The organism is Velocimicrobium porci, assembly GCF_009696045.1.
GTDB classification, from domain to species: domain Bacteria; phylum Bacillota; class Clostridia; order Lachnospirales; family Lachnospiraceae; genus Velocimicrobium; species Velocimicrobium porci.
Window position 1 is genome coordinate 61,436 of the sequence record NZ_VUMT01000003.1, and the last position, 15,013, is coordinate 76,448.

Below are 15,013 nucleotides of genomic sequence, written 5' to 3' on the forward strand. Positions count from 1 at the left end.
GGAATACCCTTAAAAAAGGAGAAGAAAATGAAACAAAAAAAAATATCAGCCCACAAAAATGGAACGTTCAGTAATTCCATCGGCTTTATTTTGGCATGTGTCGGATCCGCCGTTGGTCTTGGAAATATATGGATGTTCCCTTATCGGCTTGGACAATATGGGGGTGCAGCTTTTTTAATTCCATATTTATTTTTTATACTGCTTTTTGGGCTAACCGGTCTTTCAGCAGAGTTTGGAATTGGACGCCTTGCACAAACAGGAACACTAGGTGCCTATGACCTATGTTGGAAAAAAAACAAACTACATAAATTGGGGAAAACAATTGGATGGATACCTCTCCTTGGTTCACTTGGAATTGCAACCGGCTATTCAATAATAATTGGCTGGGTACTCCGTTCTCTTTGGGGTTCCTTTTCCGGTGAATTGCTAAATCAGGATTCCTCTATTTATTTTTCCCAGGCAACCGGTGACTTTGGAAGTCTTCCATGGCATGTTATTGTTATTTTTATCACTTTAATCATTTTATTAACGGGTTCTACTCTACAAATTGAGCGGGCAAATAAAATTATGATGCCAATATTCTTCCTTTTATTCACATTTCTTGCAATTCGGTCATGGTTTTTACCAGGTTCTATTGAAGGATATAAGTTTTTATTTATTCCAAAATGGGATTACTTATTGCAAGCAGACACATGGATTATGGCGATGGGACAAGCATTCTTTTCCCTATCCATTACCGGTTCCGGCATGATTGTATATGGTTCTTATTTAAGCAAAAACGAAGACATTCCCAATGCTTCTTTTCGTACCGCCTTTTTCGATACAATTGCCGCGCTCTTATCTGCACTCGCAATAATGCCTGCGGTATTTGCATTTCAAATTGAACCAACAAGAGGTCCGTCCCTTATGTTTATCACAATTCCTCAAATTTTCCAAAAGATGCCTTTTGGTCAATTATTTGCAATCTTTTTCTTTTTATCAGTGACATTTGCCGGAATAACCTCTTTAATCAACATGTTTGAAGCAGTAATCGAAAGTCTTCAGAACCGGTTTCAGTTAAATAGAAAAATTGCTGTTCTTATTTGTGGAACAATCTGTTTATCCGTTGGCATCTTTTTAGAAGCTGAACCAAAAGTAGGTTCCTTTATGGATTTTATTACAATTATCGTCGTACCATTTGGTGCAGTTTTTGGAGCGATCTCAATCTATTATGCACTTGGTAAATATGAAATTGAAAAAGAACTCAATATTGGTCGTAAGAAAAACCTTCCTTTATGTTTTGGAAAAATTGCAAGATACATTTATGTACCATTAACGATTATAATCTTTATTCTCGGACTAATTTATAAAGGAATCGGCTAAGAAATAAAATTTTTGTTAATACATGTAAAATCTCATAAAAATATGCTATAATGAAAATCAATCTTAACGTACTGATTCTTTTTTTGATTTAAGGAGCCTGTAAATTTATGAATACAAAATACTCAATCTTATTAATCGAAGATGAGCAAACAATAAGTGATTTTATTTGTACCACTTTAAAAACACAAAATTATAAGGTTACGACTTCAACAAACGGAACGGATGGGCTTTCTCTTATCGCATCCCAATGTCCAGACATTATTCTTTTAGATCTTGGTCTTCCTGATATGGATGGACTTGAAATAATAGACAAAGTGCGAGGCTGGAACAATACACCCATTATTGTAATCTCTGCCAGAACGGAAGAAGATGATAAAGTATATGCGCTTGACCATGGCGCTGATGATTATATTACAAAGCCTTTTGGCACACATGAATTACTGGCAAGAATTCGTTCTGCAATCCGTTATTGCAACCATATGAATACAATTGCACTTGAAAATACTTGTCCTTATCAGGCTAAAAATCTGTTTATTGATTTTGACAAGCATCTTGTGACTTTAAATAATGAAATAATTCACTTAACGCAAATAGAATTTAATATCGTTGAACTCCTTGCAAAAAATGCCGGCAAAGTACTTACCTATAATTACATTATTACCCACATATGGGGTCCCGATGAGATTGAAAACAACCGGATTCTTCGAGTTAATATGGCACATATCCGTAGGAAATTAGAAAGGGATCCCGCAAAACCAGAATATATCTTTACAGAAGTCGGCATTGGTTATCGCATGTTATAAGAAAGAATCCTGTTCCTATGAATTTAAAAAAGGCAACTGACGCTTCACAATTTTTCAATTGTCGAAGCGGCTGCCGCCTTTTTTTATACTTTTTATATCATGATGTTGGGATTATATCATTACTTCAAAACCTTTGCAAGTGTAGTTTTAGCAATTGTAAATTGAGGACATCCTTCAGAGCCGGGAGCAACTTCGTACTTATCAAAACAAATTACAAGATTACCTTTTTTGTCAATATAGAAATTTTGATTCTTTTTAATTGTTTTAAAATCATATTTCTGCATTTCTTTATCCTTTGTATCTAAAAAGTAAACCTTTCCATCTTTCATCTGTTCTCTCATCTGTTTTTTAATTTCTTTACTAATAACATTTATATAATCTGCATTCTTTTTAAACAGACTCTTTAAGTTCATTACTTTTCCGGTTTTCTTATCCAAATGATAGAACTTATAAGTTACAGAACTACTGGCCATTGTCTGAATCGTTTCCAGTCGAAGTGTAAACATCTCTTTATTATTTGTCAGAACCTTATAAGATACTGTGACACTCTCATGTCCTTCGTTTTTAAGATTTTTCTTAAAATCTTTTATCAGACCATCTGTATAGGCTTTCATCTCTTTATTTATTTGTTCTGCACCAACAGATTTTTTCTCCGTTTTAATTTTTGGTACAACAATTTTTGCCTCTTTCGTTTTAGTTGTTTTTTCATAAGTTTTTTCAGCCTCTACTTTAATCGCTCCTATACCCTGACTGCTTTCTTTTGCCAACACAGTTGACTGCGTCAATCCTGTTGCACTTGCTAATACAACTGCAGCTGCTGCAAACCCTGTTACCCATTTAATCAATGTACTTTTTCTCATAATTATTACCATCCTTTTTATAAGTTTTTTCTTCCATTTTCTTGTTTCAATTATTAGACGCTTTTGTTTTAAAAAAAGTTTCAAAAAAAAGTATTTTTTTGATGGCTTAATTTTACAGGTTTTTTTATATAAAAAAGTCGATACTATAAAAAGAAAACAAAACAGAAAACCCAATAGTTAAAAATTTTTAAAAGGAGGAGAATATGCCTCTGCCTTTTCTTTCATTTAGAATTATACGGCAAGCATGAATAATATTTATGAAAAATTTAAAAGAATATGCAAAATGTTTTATTTTATTTTTTATAGGTGGTGCAATTTATATCTGTATTGAATTATTAGCCCGTGGTTATTCTGACTTTAGTATGTTCTTAGCCGGTGGAATCTGTTTTGTATTAATTGGTTTATTAAATGAAATATTCCCTTATTCTCTTTCCCTTACTAGCCAAATGCTTTTATCTGCTTTCATAATCACTTTTATTGAGCTTATTTTCGGAATGATTGTAAATGTATGGCTAAAAAAAGGAATTTGGGATTATTCTAACCTTCCATACAACTACAAAGGACAAATTTGTCTTCTATTCAGTACCTATTGGTTTTTTTTATCACTTCCTGCAATTCTTTTAGATGATTGGCTTCGTTGTCACCTATTAGGAGAAAAAAAAGTAAAATATAAGTATTTTTAATCTCAAAAATTCTTCTTTATTTAGTATCTTGCAAGTTTACTATCTGACTATATATGGTTGTTGCAAGAATTGTCCGTATATGGTAAAATTTATACAAATTAATGCAACTACTTATTGTAAACTTACACAAATTAAAACGAAAGAGAATAATGGAGAAAGCTATGGAGAAAAAAGCATTTACAGAACTTATGAGAAACAATAAAACCGCAATGATTGCTCACACAATCAATGTAACTGTAATGACAACTTTTTGTTTTTTACAGGCAACTGACAAATTACAAACCTGGACTTATGTCATAATCGTAGCAATTTTAGGATTTACCCCAATTGCAGCAGAATACTTTTTTTGGAAACAAGATAAAGAAACACCTATAATTAAACATTTAGTTGCAATCGGCTTTGCTATTTTTTATACCTATACACTATTTACTGCAGCCAACAATTTAGTTTTTACATTTGTAATCCCAATGATTTTTGTTACATCCATCTATAAAGACATAAGATATTCTATTATGATTAATACTGGAACTATTATAGAGAGTATTCTCATTGTTGCTATAGGTGCCAAGACAGGAAACTTTGGTTTTGCCGGTAGAGATTCTGCGGTTATTCAGATTGTTATTATGATTCTCGTTGCAATCTACTCTATTTTAACTTCAAAAACAATTAATGAAAATATGGATCAACAGCTTCAAAGTGCCATAAATGCTCAATCCGAAACAGAACTTGTCCTAAATAACCTCTCCCTGCTATCTGAAAAAATCAAAACCGGAATCAGTGAAATCTATGAAGACCTGGAGAAACTAAACATTGCTTCTAACAACACAAAAGAAGCAATGCAAGGAGTATCAATTGGTGCCAGTGATACTGCAGACGCGGTACAAAACCAAATCCTTCAAACAGAATCAATCCAGCATAAAGTTGATATTGTAAACAGTGCAGCAAATCACATCTCGGAAAATATGGAGCAAACATTACATGTTCTAAAAGATGGTCATCAGGATATTGGACTTTTATCTCAAAAAGTCGATATTTCCGTACAAAATGGAGTTGAAGTTGCTAAAAAACTTGAAACACTCGACAGTTACATGAAAGAAATGAATTCTATTGTAGAATTAATTAACGGTATTACTTCCCAGACAAGTCTTCTTGCTTTGAATGCAAGTATCGAAGCAGCCCGAGCCGGTGAGGCCGGAAGAGGATTCTCTGTTGTTGCAACTGAAATCTCTGGAATGGCCTCACAGACAAGTGATGCTACCGTACATATCACGGAACTAATCAATAATGTTTCCAGGGCAATCAGTGAAGTTGTTACCGTAATTCATCAAATGATAGAGGGAATCAATGAAGAAAAACAATCAACTTCCAATACAGTAAACAGCTTTAACACAATTCAGTCAAATACTTACTCCATCCGAGATAACATAACAAATTTGGTTCAAAATGTTATCGAACTAAAAGAATCAAATCAAGTTATTGTAGATTCGATTCAAACAATTTCAGCCGTTTCAGAGGAAGTATCTGCCCATGCAAATGAAACTATGAATTCAGAACACGAAAATGCACTCGTTCTTGAAAAAATTGCATCTAAGATGAAGGAACTGATAGAGCTTACCAAATAAAATAATATTATATTAAGTACTGCAAAAAAGAATCTCGAAAGAACTTCCTATACTTATAAGAGAAAAAAGTGATTGCAAACACTCTATTTGTCTGCAATCACTTTTTATCTTATAACTAAATCTCTCTCGTATATTCCTTCAGCCAGAATTTCTCATCTTCCGTCAAATATGGGCTAACTTTTTCATATACCATTTTATGATACTGATTTAATAACTCTCGTTCTGTCTTAGTCATTTCTTCTGGATCAATCGCATCCAAATCAATTGGTGCATATGTAACATTTTCAAACATCATAAACTGTCCATACTCATTTTTTTCTGCTTTATGACAAATCAATTCATTTTCTGTACGGATACCATATTCTCCTTCTAAATAAACACCTGGTTCATCGGTTGTTACCATACCGGCTTCCAACACACAGCTGTCATTACGCTCAGGTACGATTTTCCACCGGAATCCGTTTGGATCCTCATGAACATTCAGCAGATAACCAATCCCATGACCAGTTCCGCATTTATAATCAATTCCCATATTCCATAATGGTCCGCGGGCTAAAATATCCAGATTAGTACCCCTGCATCCATACAAGAATTTTGCTGCCGCCAAATTTAAATTCGAACGTGCAACTGTTGTAAAATGTAACTTTTGTTCTTTTGTCAGCTCACCTAAAGCAATTGTTCTCGTAATATCTGTTGAACCTTCATAATAATGTCCGCCCGAATCAACTAACAAAAACCCCTTCTGCTTAAGCACGGCATTTGATTCCTCGGTAGCCGAATAATGCATCATTGCTGCATTCGCCCCATAAGCCGAAATCGTATCAAAGCTTAAATCAAGAAAGCCTTCCTGCTCTCTACGGCGTTCTTCTAAATAATCCGAAGCACTGATTTCTGTAATTTCTTGTTTTCCAATATTAGTTTTCAGCCAGTACATAAATTTTGTAAATGCAACACCATCTTTAAGGTGAGCATTCCGTAAATTATTAATTTCCGTTTCATTTTTAATCGCCTTCATTAATTGCGTAGGATTTGGCGCATTAACCACCTCTATCGTTTTTGAAATACGGTTACAAATACGATAATTTACACAATTTTTATCAAGAAGCACTTTCTCTCCATTCAATCCGGAAACAAAATCATAAATCTCCTGATAATCTTTTACCGTAATAGAATTCTCTTTTAGATAAGCACTGACTTCCTCTGTCAGCACCTCTTTCTGAACAAACCAATAGCAGTTCTCTTCTGTTAAAACTGCAAATGATAATACAACCGGAAAATGAGGAATATCATTTCCTCTAATATTTAACAGCCACGCAATATCGTCAAGCGATGTCATAATATGACTATCCGCTCCTTTTTCTTTCATTTCCTTGCGGACTCTTGCCAGCTTAGCTTGCACCGCTTCGCCAGCATACTTTACATCTAATACAAATGCTTTTTCTGTTGGGAGTTCCGGGCGGTCATTCCATATTATATCAATTAAATCTTCTTCAACATAAAGTGTGCCATTTTTCTCCTTAGCAATCTGTTGAAATTTGTCTCCAAGACTTCCGTTAATAACTCTCCCATCAAAGCCAAGAATACCTTCTTGTGGCAATTTATCTTTTACAAATTCACTTACAGTTGGGACTCCTTCTTCCCCCATTTTATAAAGCTTAACTGTGCTTCCTTCCAATTGGGACGCCGCCTGAATAAAATATCTTCCATCTGTCCAAAGACCAGCTTCCTCTTTTGTTATTACAGCTGTTCCTGCAGAACCAGTAAATCCTGTAATAAACTTTCTTGCCTTAAAATGCTCCCCAACATATTCTGATTCATGAAAATCGGAAGTTGGAACTATATAAATATCAATATTCCGTTCCTCCATCTTTTCACGAAGCTGTTTTAAACGCTCTACAATAATAGACATAACACGAACCCTCCATTTCAATTTTTTCACTATTTGTAAAATTTTCTCCATTTACGGGAAATGTAATTAATTAGTGCAATGGCAATAAACGACACCAGTGAAATAACAAGCACGTAGAACCATGCACCTTCCATATCACCTGCTGACACCTTTGTATAAATGGCCAACGGCAATGTTCTTGTCTTTCCCGCAATATTTCCTGCAATCATAGCTGTTGCGCCAAACTCGCCTAACCCTCTGGCAAATGCCAGAATTCCGCCAGATACAATTCCCGGCATAGATAGTGGCATCACAATTTTCCAGAATATCGTTCGCTCTGTCATTCCAAGTGTTCTTGCAGCATGAATTAGATTTTCATCTATTTGTTCAAATGCACCTCTTGCAGAACGATACATAAGTGGCAACGATATAACAACTGCTGCTAATACGGTAGCCGCAAACGAAAATACAATTTTTATCCCAAAGCTTTGAAAAAGTATCTTACCAACCGGTGACTTTACACCAAATAAACATAATAACAAAAAGCCCACAACAGTAGGCGGCAACACCATTGGCAAAGTAAAAATCCCATCTAAAATTGTCTTCATTTTTTCCGACTTCATAACAACAACCCGGTGTGCCAGCAAAATCCCTGTAAAAAATGTAATAATAATTGCTATGACCGCAGTTTTTAGTGATATGAGTAAAGGACTGATATCCATTTCATTTCCTTTCTTCTATTCCAATTCTATTCTAATCATTTCGTTTACAATATTCAATAACAAACTTACAAACCTTATCGTTCCCTTAAATAAATTAACTTTTCCGGAGGAAGACAAATTGTAATTGGTTTGTCTTCTTCCAAATTTGCATTTTTTATACTGCCTTTAGGAACCTTACACCAAAGTATATGTTCACTCTTTCCATTCTCAATAAGCATATCAATTTCAAACGGACGTTCATATATCTTTTTTACCATTCCGGACATTTTATTTCGTATATTTTTTTCTCTGGTTATAACCCTTTCGATGTCATGCGCTCTGATTCCTATATGCGTGTGAATATTCTCCTGATAATGTTCTCCCACATCAAGGGTTATTCCCCAATCAATTGCCTCAACGATACAATCCGACACCTTTCGAATCCGTGAAATATTCTTACAACCGGTTAATATCGCAGCTTCCACATAAACCGGCTGCTCAAATAAAGCTTTCTTCTCACCCTCTAAAATTGTTAATCCATTCTGAATAATTAAAAGTTTTTCGCCAAATTCATACAATTCATTTCTACTATGACTAACCATTAAAACTTCTCCTTGAAATGATTGAAGAGTATCCATCATTTCCCGAAAGATTTTTTCTTTCATGTATTCATCCAATGCAGAAAACGGCTCATCTAACATCAGTACTTCCGGCTCGCTTGCAAAAATTCTTGCAAGTGCAACTCTCTGCTGCTGTCCTCCTGACAACTCCGCCGGTCTTTGATCTAACAAAGTTTCAATTTGAAATCTGGCTGCTTCCCGCTCAAGTACTTCCTTTTGTCTTCCTTTTTCCACCGAAACAAGAATATTTTCTCTCGCAGTCATATGCGGAAACAGTGCATAATTTTGAAACAAATACCCTGCTTTTCTTAAACGGGCAGGCAAATTAATTCCTTTTTCCGAATCAAATAAAATCCTATCATTTAATACAATTCTTCCTTTGTCAGGTGTTTCAATACCTGCAATACACTTTAATGTCATTGATTTGCCACTACCGGAAGCCCCTAAAATCCCAAGCCATTGTTCTTTGGTGTTAAATTTCGTTTTTAAACAAAAAGAACCTACTTTTTTCTCAATATCAACCAAAAGACTCATAAATACCTCTTTCTTATTTTATCGGTGTAAATCCATTTTTTTCAATAATAGAAAGTACTTCATCCGTCTTTAAAAATTCCTCAAATTCCTTTGCTTCATCCTTCTTATGTCCTGCTGTCGTAATACCAACCGGATAAATTGCCTTCGACCCCTTTCCTTCTGGAGCTGTTTCAACTACCTTTACTTCATTTGTCTGCATTGCATCGGTTGCATACACAATACCAGCTTCTGCACTTCCCTTTGCAACCCAGTTAAGAACCTCTGTTACATTTGTACCAAGACTAGATTTGCCTAAAACCTTTTCCCATGTTCCAAGACCTTCCAAGATTTCCTTTGCATATTGACCCGCCGGAACACTTTCTGGATCTCCAACTGCAATTGTTTCTGCATTTAATAATGTATCAAAAGACGTAACCTTTGACTCCCCATTTACCGGAACAATCAAGACCATAAGATTTTCCAGCCAATCATACACACTGTCTTTTTCAATCAGCTGTTCCTCTACTAAAGCGTCCATTTGTTTCTCTCCGGCTGATATAAATAAATCAATCGGTGCCCCCTCTTCAATTTGTGTTTGAAGCTTTCCCGAACTGTCATAAGTTCCTTCAATCTTTACATCCGGATGTTCCTTTTCAAACAATGGTATAATTTCCTTTGTCATACTTTGTTCAAGACTTGCCGCAGCCGCAATTGTAATCGTCTGCTTTGCTTCCTCATTTTTTGTTGAATCAACTGAAGTCGTCTTCGTTCCTCCACAACCGGTAATCATTAACATCATAGCTCCTGTCATAATCCAAACTGCTAAATTTTTCTTTTTCATACTCTTCTCCTTTTTTCCTCATTTTAGAAGGTTTTACTTATTTGAATATTTCATAAATTGATGCCAATTTATTCTTGAAAAGAAATTGTCAGTTTCACAGGATTATGATCCGTATATTGAAATTGTTTATCGAGTGTTTCAATACCTTCAAGTTTTATATTAGGGGACAAAATAAAACCATCAATTACATAATACTGCGTTTTTTCATCTTCCGGATTATATGGCATATTTAACAATCTTGCAGATGGTTTTGATGTATCAACTGCCCACTGCCATGTATCTGGCAAAATAGAAGCATCCATTTCCTCCGGAACATAGTATGTGTCATCGATAATCGGATATTGTTCTATTGTTCCTGCGTCTGGAAAACTTTGATTGAAATCGCCACCAGCAATTACATAATTACCCTTTTCATATTCTGACTGTAGCAAGTCAACTAATACCTTTGTCTGTGCAGCCTTTCCTTCTGCAGTGTCATAAGCTTCTAAATGAAGATTTACAAAAATCACTTCCCTTTCACTATCTTCTAGTGGAACCCGCTCTACCAAAAGACCACGCTTTAATTGACATACCCGGATTGGCCATTTATAGTTTGTTGGAAGATTATACCGCTTTGCTTCTTTTACTTCAAATGAATTTAAAGTAACCGCACCGCTGTTTACCCGTCCTGTTGTTGGAAAAGGATAAGGTACATACTTACAATCATAATTTCTGGAATAAGCACAACTTCCTTTTCCTTCAAAAGCCTTTTTTACAAAATCCATTTCCTGTACTCCATATGCTCGTTTGGAATCCTTATCAATTTCCTGTAAAAATACAACATCGGTGTCCTGCTCTTCAATAATTTGTTTAATTCCCTCCATATTTTTTTCAACAGCTTCTTTAGACTCTCCTAATACTTTACTTCCCCCGTCCATGAAAAAGTCTGATTTCTCATCGTTGCATCCATATCCGACATTAAATGTTAAAACCGACACCTTGTCCTTTAGGTTCAATTTTTTAGAAGACTCGCCTTTTACATCCAAAGTTTCAATGTCCTCCGGACGATACTCCACTGCTGTAAGGTATCCTACAGCAACTGCAATAAGTGCTACAATTCCCAGCACAATTCCCAATACAATTTTTAATAGTTTCTTCATATTCTCCTCCTGATTTAATTATAATATTCCTCCATATTTCAGTTATAAACAGCCCCAATTCTGTCATAACAAACCAAAATATTTCAGATGCTTAGTATTACTATTATACCACACTACATGCCTCTATGTCTGTACTTTTTAATTAGAAACATTCCTATTATTTGCATTTTAGACGATACTCAATTATAATATTTACAATCATTGCATATTATCATTAGAAAGGATCTTATTATGAATTTCTTATTCTATTTAGAATCAATACGAACACCTTTTCTCACAAATTTATTCCGCTTTTTAACATTTTTTGGAGAAGAAGCTTTCATCTTAGTATTTCTTTGTTCCATTTACTGGTGTTACAATAAAAAACTAGCTTACCGGCTTTGTTTTTCCTATTTTCTATCCGGGCTTTGTATACAGATATTAAAAATTACATTTCGCATTCCCCGGCCTTGGATTAAAAGCCCCGAATTCCATCCGGTAAAAGAAGCTACAAAAACAGCGACCGGCTACTCGTTTCCTAGCGGACATACCCAAAGTGCTACTGCATCCTATACAACACTTGCTTTATTTTATAAAAAAACAACAATAATAATCGGTGCTGTTTTCCTTATTATAGGAGTCACACTTTCCAGAATGTACTTAGGAGTACACACACCTCAAGACGTTTTGTGCAGCTTTTTTATAACATTTCTTCTTACCTTAGCTGTAAATTCCATTTTTGACCGGATTAATCTGACAAAACAAAAAAGCCTATATATTGCAATTGGATTATTTTTTATTTCAATTATTACCATTTTTTATTCTATCCTGTTAATCCGACAGGGAACTGTACCGATTGAACAGGGAGCTGATTGTTATAAAGCCGGCGGTGCCGGTATCGGATTTGCAATTGGCTGGTTTATTGAATCAAATTATATTAATTTTAACGAAAAACCATCCTCTATAAAAACCGGATCTTTTCGACTTTTTCTAGGTGCTCTCGTAGCAATTTTAATCAAGGTTGGCTGGAAAAACCTATTTGGTCAAAGCATACCATCTGACATCCTAAGATATGGCGTATTAGTTCTATGGCTTACAACACTTTATCCTGCTATAATAAAACGTTGCTCATTTTTAGCATAATTTAATAGGAGAAACACAATAATTCCATTTGTGTTTCTCCTATCTCCTTAATAACTTTAAAATTTTAATAAAAATAATGCCTATTAAAATAATTAATACAAGTGGAACTGTCGTTTCCACCAAAGGCGTAATTTCTTTTTGTCCTGCTATTTTTTCTAATTCATAGCTTATTACGCTAAAAAATAATTCTAGCTTTCCCAGCTTGTCCACGTTTACACTCTTACTCGTATTTATCTTATAGTCTTTTTCTTTTGATTTCTGTTCCTTATGAGTTTTTCTCCAGTTTTCATATTCTTCCTCAGAAAAATCGTTTTCTGAAATAGGATATCTCTTTTGAAACTGTTCTGTTTTATATCTCTCATTCGCAAGATGTCTTTCATCAAAATTCTTACTTCCTTTTAAAAAGAAATCATATTGAAATTCCTCTTTTCCATCTTCCGTTATTGTTCCATCCTGCTGATAGATGACAGGGTCATCCCATGTAACATCCATATTGTACCATTTTTCTCCTAATTTTACGATATTCCATCCGTGACTTTCCGTTGCTTCCCGGCTTATACCCTCGCCATCAATGCAACGACACTCTACCCCTGCCATAGTAAGAAGTTTATAAGTAAGCAGCATGTACCCCTGACAAGTAGCCTTTTGTTTAAATAATGCGTCGTATGTAGTAAAATATATATGAGAATTATCATATTCCACAGCTTCAATCACATAATCATGAATTTTTTTTACCTTTGCATAATTTGAATCATTTTCCAAGTCAAGGTCTTCAAGAATCTGCTTAATTTTTACATTCACCTGCTCTAACTGATGATGATTTTCTTTCCATGTCATTTTTAATGTAATCTTAGCATTTCCAATCAATTCCGACTGGGTATGAATCTCCACTTTTTCCAAATTGTAAAACATATAGTCGAAATCATCTGATGTATCTTTACAATCAATCGTATATATTTCCTTTGGCAGTATCTCGTCAATGAATTGCTCATGAAATTCTTTATAGTCCGCCCCAAGATAATGAACAACTATTGTTTCTTCCTGATTGCACATGTGCTGATATATAATATCAATTAATTCTTCTCTCGTTTTCGCAATTTCTTCTGCATCACTGCTGAAAGAAAACATACCGCCTACTACACAACATATAAACAAAAACAATATTTTTATTTGCTTATTTTTTTGCTTCATTTTCCATCACCCTAATCACTTCTTATCTGCAAATTTTTTGTTCTATTTCTAAAAATGCTCCCATCAAAAAACAACCAATCTATGTTTTCTGACAAGAGCATTTGTTTCGATATAGTTAATGAAACAAGCTCCGTTAACGGATTTCCCTTAAAGTCTTTACCATTTCTGCGGCAACTTGTTCATCTCTTGTAACTACTAATATTGTATCATCTCCAGATACGGTTCCAACTACACCGGACCATTCAAGACTATCCATTGTAGCACATACTGCCTGTGCCATTCCCGTATAACAACGAATTACAACTAAATTATTAGCATAATCCACTTTATACACGGATGCTAAAAAGATAGAATAGAACTTGTGAGAAGCCTGATATTTTTCCTTTGGCTTGCCAACTGCATAGTGGTAATTTCCATTTGGATCAGCCACTTTCACAAGACGAAGTTCTCGAATATCCCTCGAAATTGTTGCCTGTGTAACAGCAAATCCTTCTTCTTCCAGCCGTTTAGATAATTCATTTTGTGTCGATATATTCTCGCTCTCGATTAAATTTAAAATCGCTTCCTGCCTCGTCATTTTTAAGCTGTTAAGCTCTTTCGTATTATTCATATCTTTCATCTTCATTAACCTCACATTATTCAAAATTGACTTTTTACCTTCTACCCTACTATAATTTCTTCAAATAATATCCATCAACCGTAATACCCTCGTTCATAAAGACAAATGCGTCAGGATCTAATAAATTTACCGTTTTCTTTAATTCTTTGACTTCATACTTTGAGATAACAACTGCATTTACTATCATATCCTCGTCCAAATATGCACCTTTCCCCGGCCAATAAGTAACGCCCCGACCAAGTACATTTGTTAGCTCATATTGCAACTGCTTATTCTTTGATATAATAAAACACAACATATTAATATTCTGATAGTGTGTCTTATCCATTGTAAAAGAAATTATTCCAGCATAAATAACCGAATAGCAGGCAATATTAAGGTCGAATAAAAAAGCACATATAAAATAAATCACTGCATTAACCGCAATTGAAATCTTTCCAACCGTAATCCGATTTGTATTATGCAAAAAATAAATACCAAGAATATCGACCCCACCACTACATCCGCCGGAACGGAGCATTAACCCCAATCCATATCCTGCCATAACTCCACCAATCAGACAATTTGGAAGCATATCCTTCAACAATGGTTCTGTTGGAATCGGAATTATAGATAAAAGAATTGTTTGTACTAAAAGACAAAACATTGTTTTTGTAAAAAATTGTTTCGAAATATATCGATATGCAATGTAAAATAAAGGTATATTTAATAATAAGTTAATTACACCTGAAATATCAAAGGAGGTCGGAAGTGGTATTGATGTATAACGACTGAGCAAAGTACGAATAATCTGTGCCAGACCATAAATACCTCCATTATACATTTCAACTGGTATAACAAACCAATTCACAGAAATAGAAAAAAGAATACATCCAAACACAATTTTCAAGTACTGGACGAAAATTTTTTCTGAGTCAAATAATGTAAGATAATAGTTCTTCTTATTTTCCATAACTGTACCCCCCGATTCATTGCAATCTATTAATCAGTCCACAACTGGCTTACAGCTAAAGACCGCTTTACAGTCACCAACTAGTTTATCGTCAGTT

Annotated in this window: 14 protein-coding genes; 5 read left to right on the plus strand and 9 right to left on the minus strand. The window is 34.6% G+C overall.

Features of this window, described 5'->3' with window-relative positions:
• Positions 1-27 precede the first annotated feature (27 nt).
• Both FYJ58_RS03000 and FYJ58_RS03005 read left to right on the plus strand, forming a co-directional pair.
• Positions 28-1,362 (plus strand): sodium-dependent transporter, encoded by a 1,335-nt coding sequence (locus tag FYJ58_RS03000; RefSeq protein WP_235912538.1) that lies wholly within the window; start codon positions 28-30, stop codon positions 1,360-1,362.
• A 107-nt stretch (positions 1,363-1,469) separates the two neighbouring features.
• Positions 1,470-2,165 carry a response regulator gene (locus tag FYJ58_RS03005; protein ID WP_154517038.1) on the plus strand — a complete coding sequence of 232 codons (696 nt, stop codon included), beginning with the start codon at positions 1,470-1,472 and terminating at the stop codon, positions 2,163-2,165.
• Between the two features lie 119 nt (positions 2,166-2,284).
• Here the strand turns inward: FYJ58_RS03005 and FYJ58_RS03010 are convergent, their stop codons facing one another.
• Positions 2,285-3,025: an RsiV family protein gene (locus tag FYJ58_RS03010; RefSeq protein WP_205839136.1), complete on the minus strand. Its 741-nt coding sequence runs from the start codon at positions 3,023-3,025 to the stop codon at positions 2,285-2,287.
• 257 nt (positions 3,026-3,282) lie between these two features.
• Here FYJ58_RS03010 and FYJ58_RS03015 point away from each other — a divergent pair, with 257 nt between their 5' ends.
• Together FYJ58_RS03015 and FYJ58_RS03020 are read left to right on the plus strand one after the other, a co-directional pair.
• A complete protein-coding gene (locus FYJ58_RS03015; protein ID WP_154517044.1) occupies positions 3,283-3,708 on the plus strand; it encodes a putative ABC transporter permease in 426 nt (141 codons plus the stop codon).
• A 161-nt stretch (positions 3,709-3,869) separates the two neighbouring features.
• The gene (locus tag FYJ58_RS03020; protein ID WP_154517047.1) at positions 3,870-5,330 is read left to right on the plus strand and encodes a methyl-accepting chemotaxis protein; all 1,461 of its coding nucleotides are present in this window, start codon (positions 3,870-3,872) and stop codon (positions 5,328-5,330) included.
• A gap of 115 nt (positions 5,331-5,445) precedes the next feature.
• On the opposite strand, the gene FYJ58_RS03025 is transcribed toward FYJ58_RS03020, so the two are convergent.
• The 5 genes from FYJ58_RS03025 to FYJ58_RS03045 form a co-directional block, all read right to left on the minus strand.
• Entirely contained in the window at positions 5,446-7,233 is a 1,788-nt protein-coding gene (locus tag FYJ58_RS03025; protein WP_328597791.1) for an aminopeptidase P family protein, read from the minus strand.
• Positions 7,234-7,268: 35 nt separating this feature from the next.
• On the minus strand, positions 7,269-7,940 hold the full coding sequence (modB, locus tag FYJ58_RS03030; protein WP_154517053.1) for a molybdate ABC transporter permease subunit: 672 nt from the start codon (positions 7,938-7,940) through the stop codon (positions 7,269-7,271).
• A 74-nt stretch (positions 7,941-8,014) separates the two neighbouring features.
• Complete coding sequence (locus FYJ58_RS03035; protein ID WP_154517056.1) at positions 8,015-9,073, minus strand: sulfate/molybdate ABC transporter ATP-binding protein; 1,059 nt, start codon at positions 9,071-9,073, stop codon at positions 8,015-8,017.
• 13 nt (positions 9,074-9,086) lie between these two features.
• Positions 9,087-9,893, minus strand: a complete 807-nt coding sequence (modA, locus tag FYJ58_RS03040) for a molybdate ABC transporter substrate-binding protein (protein ID WP_154517059.1) — start codon at positions 9,891-9,893, stop codon at positions 9,087-9,089.
• Positions 9,894-9,961: 68 nt separating this feature from the next.
• Positions 9,962-11,032: an endonuclease/exonuclease/phosphatase family protein gene (locus tag FYJ58_RS03045; RefSeq protein WP_154517062.1), complete on the minus strand. Its 1,071-nt coding sequence runs from the start codon at positions 11,030-11,032 to the stop codon at positions 9,962-9,964.
• A gap of 231 nt (positions 11,033-11,263) precedes the next feature.
• Between FYJ58_RS03045 and FYJ58_RS03050 the strand changes: the two genes are divergently transcribed.
• On the plus strand, positions 11,264-12,154 hold the full coding sequence (locus FYJ58_RS03050) for a phosphatase PAP2 family protein (RefSeq protein ID WP_154517065.1): 891 nt from the start codon (positions 11,264-11,266) through the stop codon (positions 12,152-12,154).
• Positions 12,155-12,193: 39 nt separating this feature from the next.
• Here FYJ58_RS03050 and FYJ58_RS03055 read toward each other — a convergent pair whose 3' ends face one another.
• The 3 genes from FYJ58_RS03055 to FYJ58_RS03065 form a co-directional block, all read right to left on the minus strand.
• Entirely contained in the window at positions 12,194-13,345 is a 1,152-nt protein-coding gene (locus FYJ58_RS03055; protein ID WP_154517068.1) for a transglutaminase domain-containing protein, read from the minus strand.
• Between the two features lie 133 nt (positions 13,346-13,478).
• Entirely contained in the window at positions 13,479-13,964 is a 486-nt protein-coding gene (gene argR, locus FYJ58_RS03060; RefSeq protein ID WP_235912539.1) for an arginine repressor, read from the minus strand.
• Between the two features lie 49 nt (positions 13,965-14,013).
• Positions 14,014-14,916 (minus strand): YitT family protein, encoded by a 903-nt coding sequence (locus FYJ58_RS03065; protein WP_154517071.1) that lies wholly within the window; start codon positions 14,914-14,916, stop codon positions 14,014-14,016.
• Between the last annotated feature and the right edge of the window lie 97 nt (positions 14,917-15,013).

Coding starts and splice junctions, on each gene's coding strand:
- argR (WP_235912539.1), bottom strand. CDS start 13,964: ATGAAAGATATGAATAATACGAAAGAGCTTAACAGCTTAAAAATGACG.
- FYJ58_RS03065 (WP_154517071.1), bottom strand. CDS start 14,916: ATGGAAAATAAGAAGAACTATTATCTTACATTATTTGACTCAGAAAAA.
- FYJ58_RS03020 (WP_154517047.1), top strand. CDS start 3,870: ATGGAGAAAAAAGCATTTACAGAACTTATGAGAAACAATAAAACCGCA.
- FYJ58_RS03050 (WP_154517065.1), top strand. CDS start 11,264: ATGAATTTCTTATTCTATTTAGAATCAATACGAACACCTTTTCTCACA.
- FYJ58_RS03015 (WP_154517044.1), top strand. CDS start 3,283: ATGAAAAATTTAAAAGAATATGCAAAATGTTTTATTTTATTTTTTATA.
- modA (WP_154517059.1), bottom strand. CDS start 9,893: ATGAAAAAGAAAAATTTAGCAGTTTGGATTATGACAGGAGCTATGATG.
- FYJ58_RS03010 (WP_205839136.1), bottom strand. CDS start 3,025: ATGAGAAAAAGTACATTGATTAAATGGGTAACAGGGTTTGCAGCAGCT.
- FYJ58_RS03055 (WP_154517068.1), bottom strand. CDS start 13,345: ATGAAGCAAAAAAATAAGCAAATAAAAATATTGTTTTTGTTTATATGT.
- FYJ58_RS03000 (WP_235912538.1), top strand. CDS start 28: ATGAAACAAAAAAAAATATCAGCCCACAAAAATGGAACGTTCAGTAAT.
- FYJ58_RS03035 (WP_154517056.1), bottom strand. CDS start 9,073: ATGAGTCTTTTGGTTGATATTGAGAAAAAAGTAGGTTCTTTTTGTTTA.
- FYJ58_RS03045 (WP_154517062.1), bottom strand. CDS start 11,032: ATGAAGAAACTATTAAAAATTGTATTGGGAATTGTGCTGGGAATTGTA.
- FYJ58_RS03005 (WP_154517038.1), top strand. CDS start 1,470: ATGAATACAAAATACTCAATCTTATTAATCGAAGATGAGCAAACAATA.
- modB (WP_154517053.1), bottom strand. CDS start 7,940: ATGGATATCAGTCCTTTACTCATATCACTAAAAACTGCGGTCATAGCA.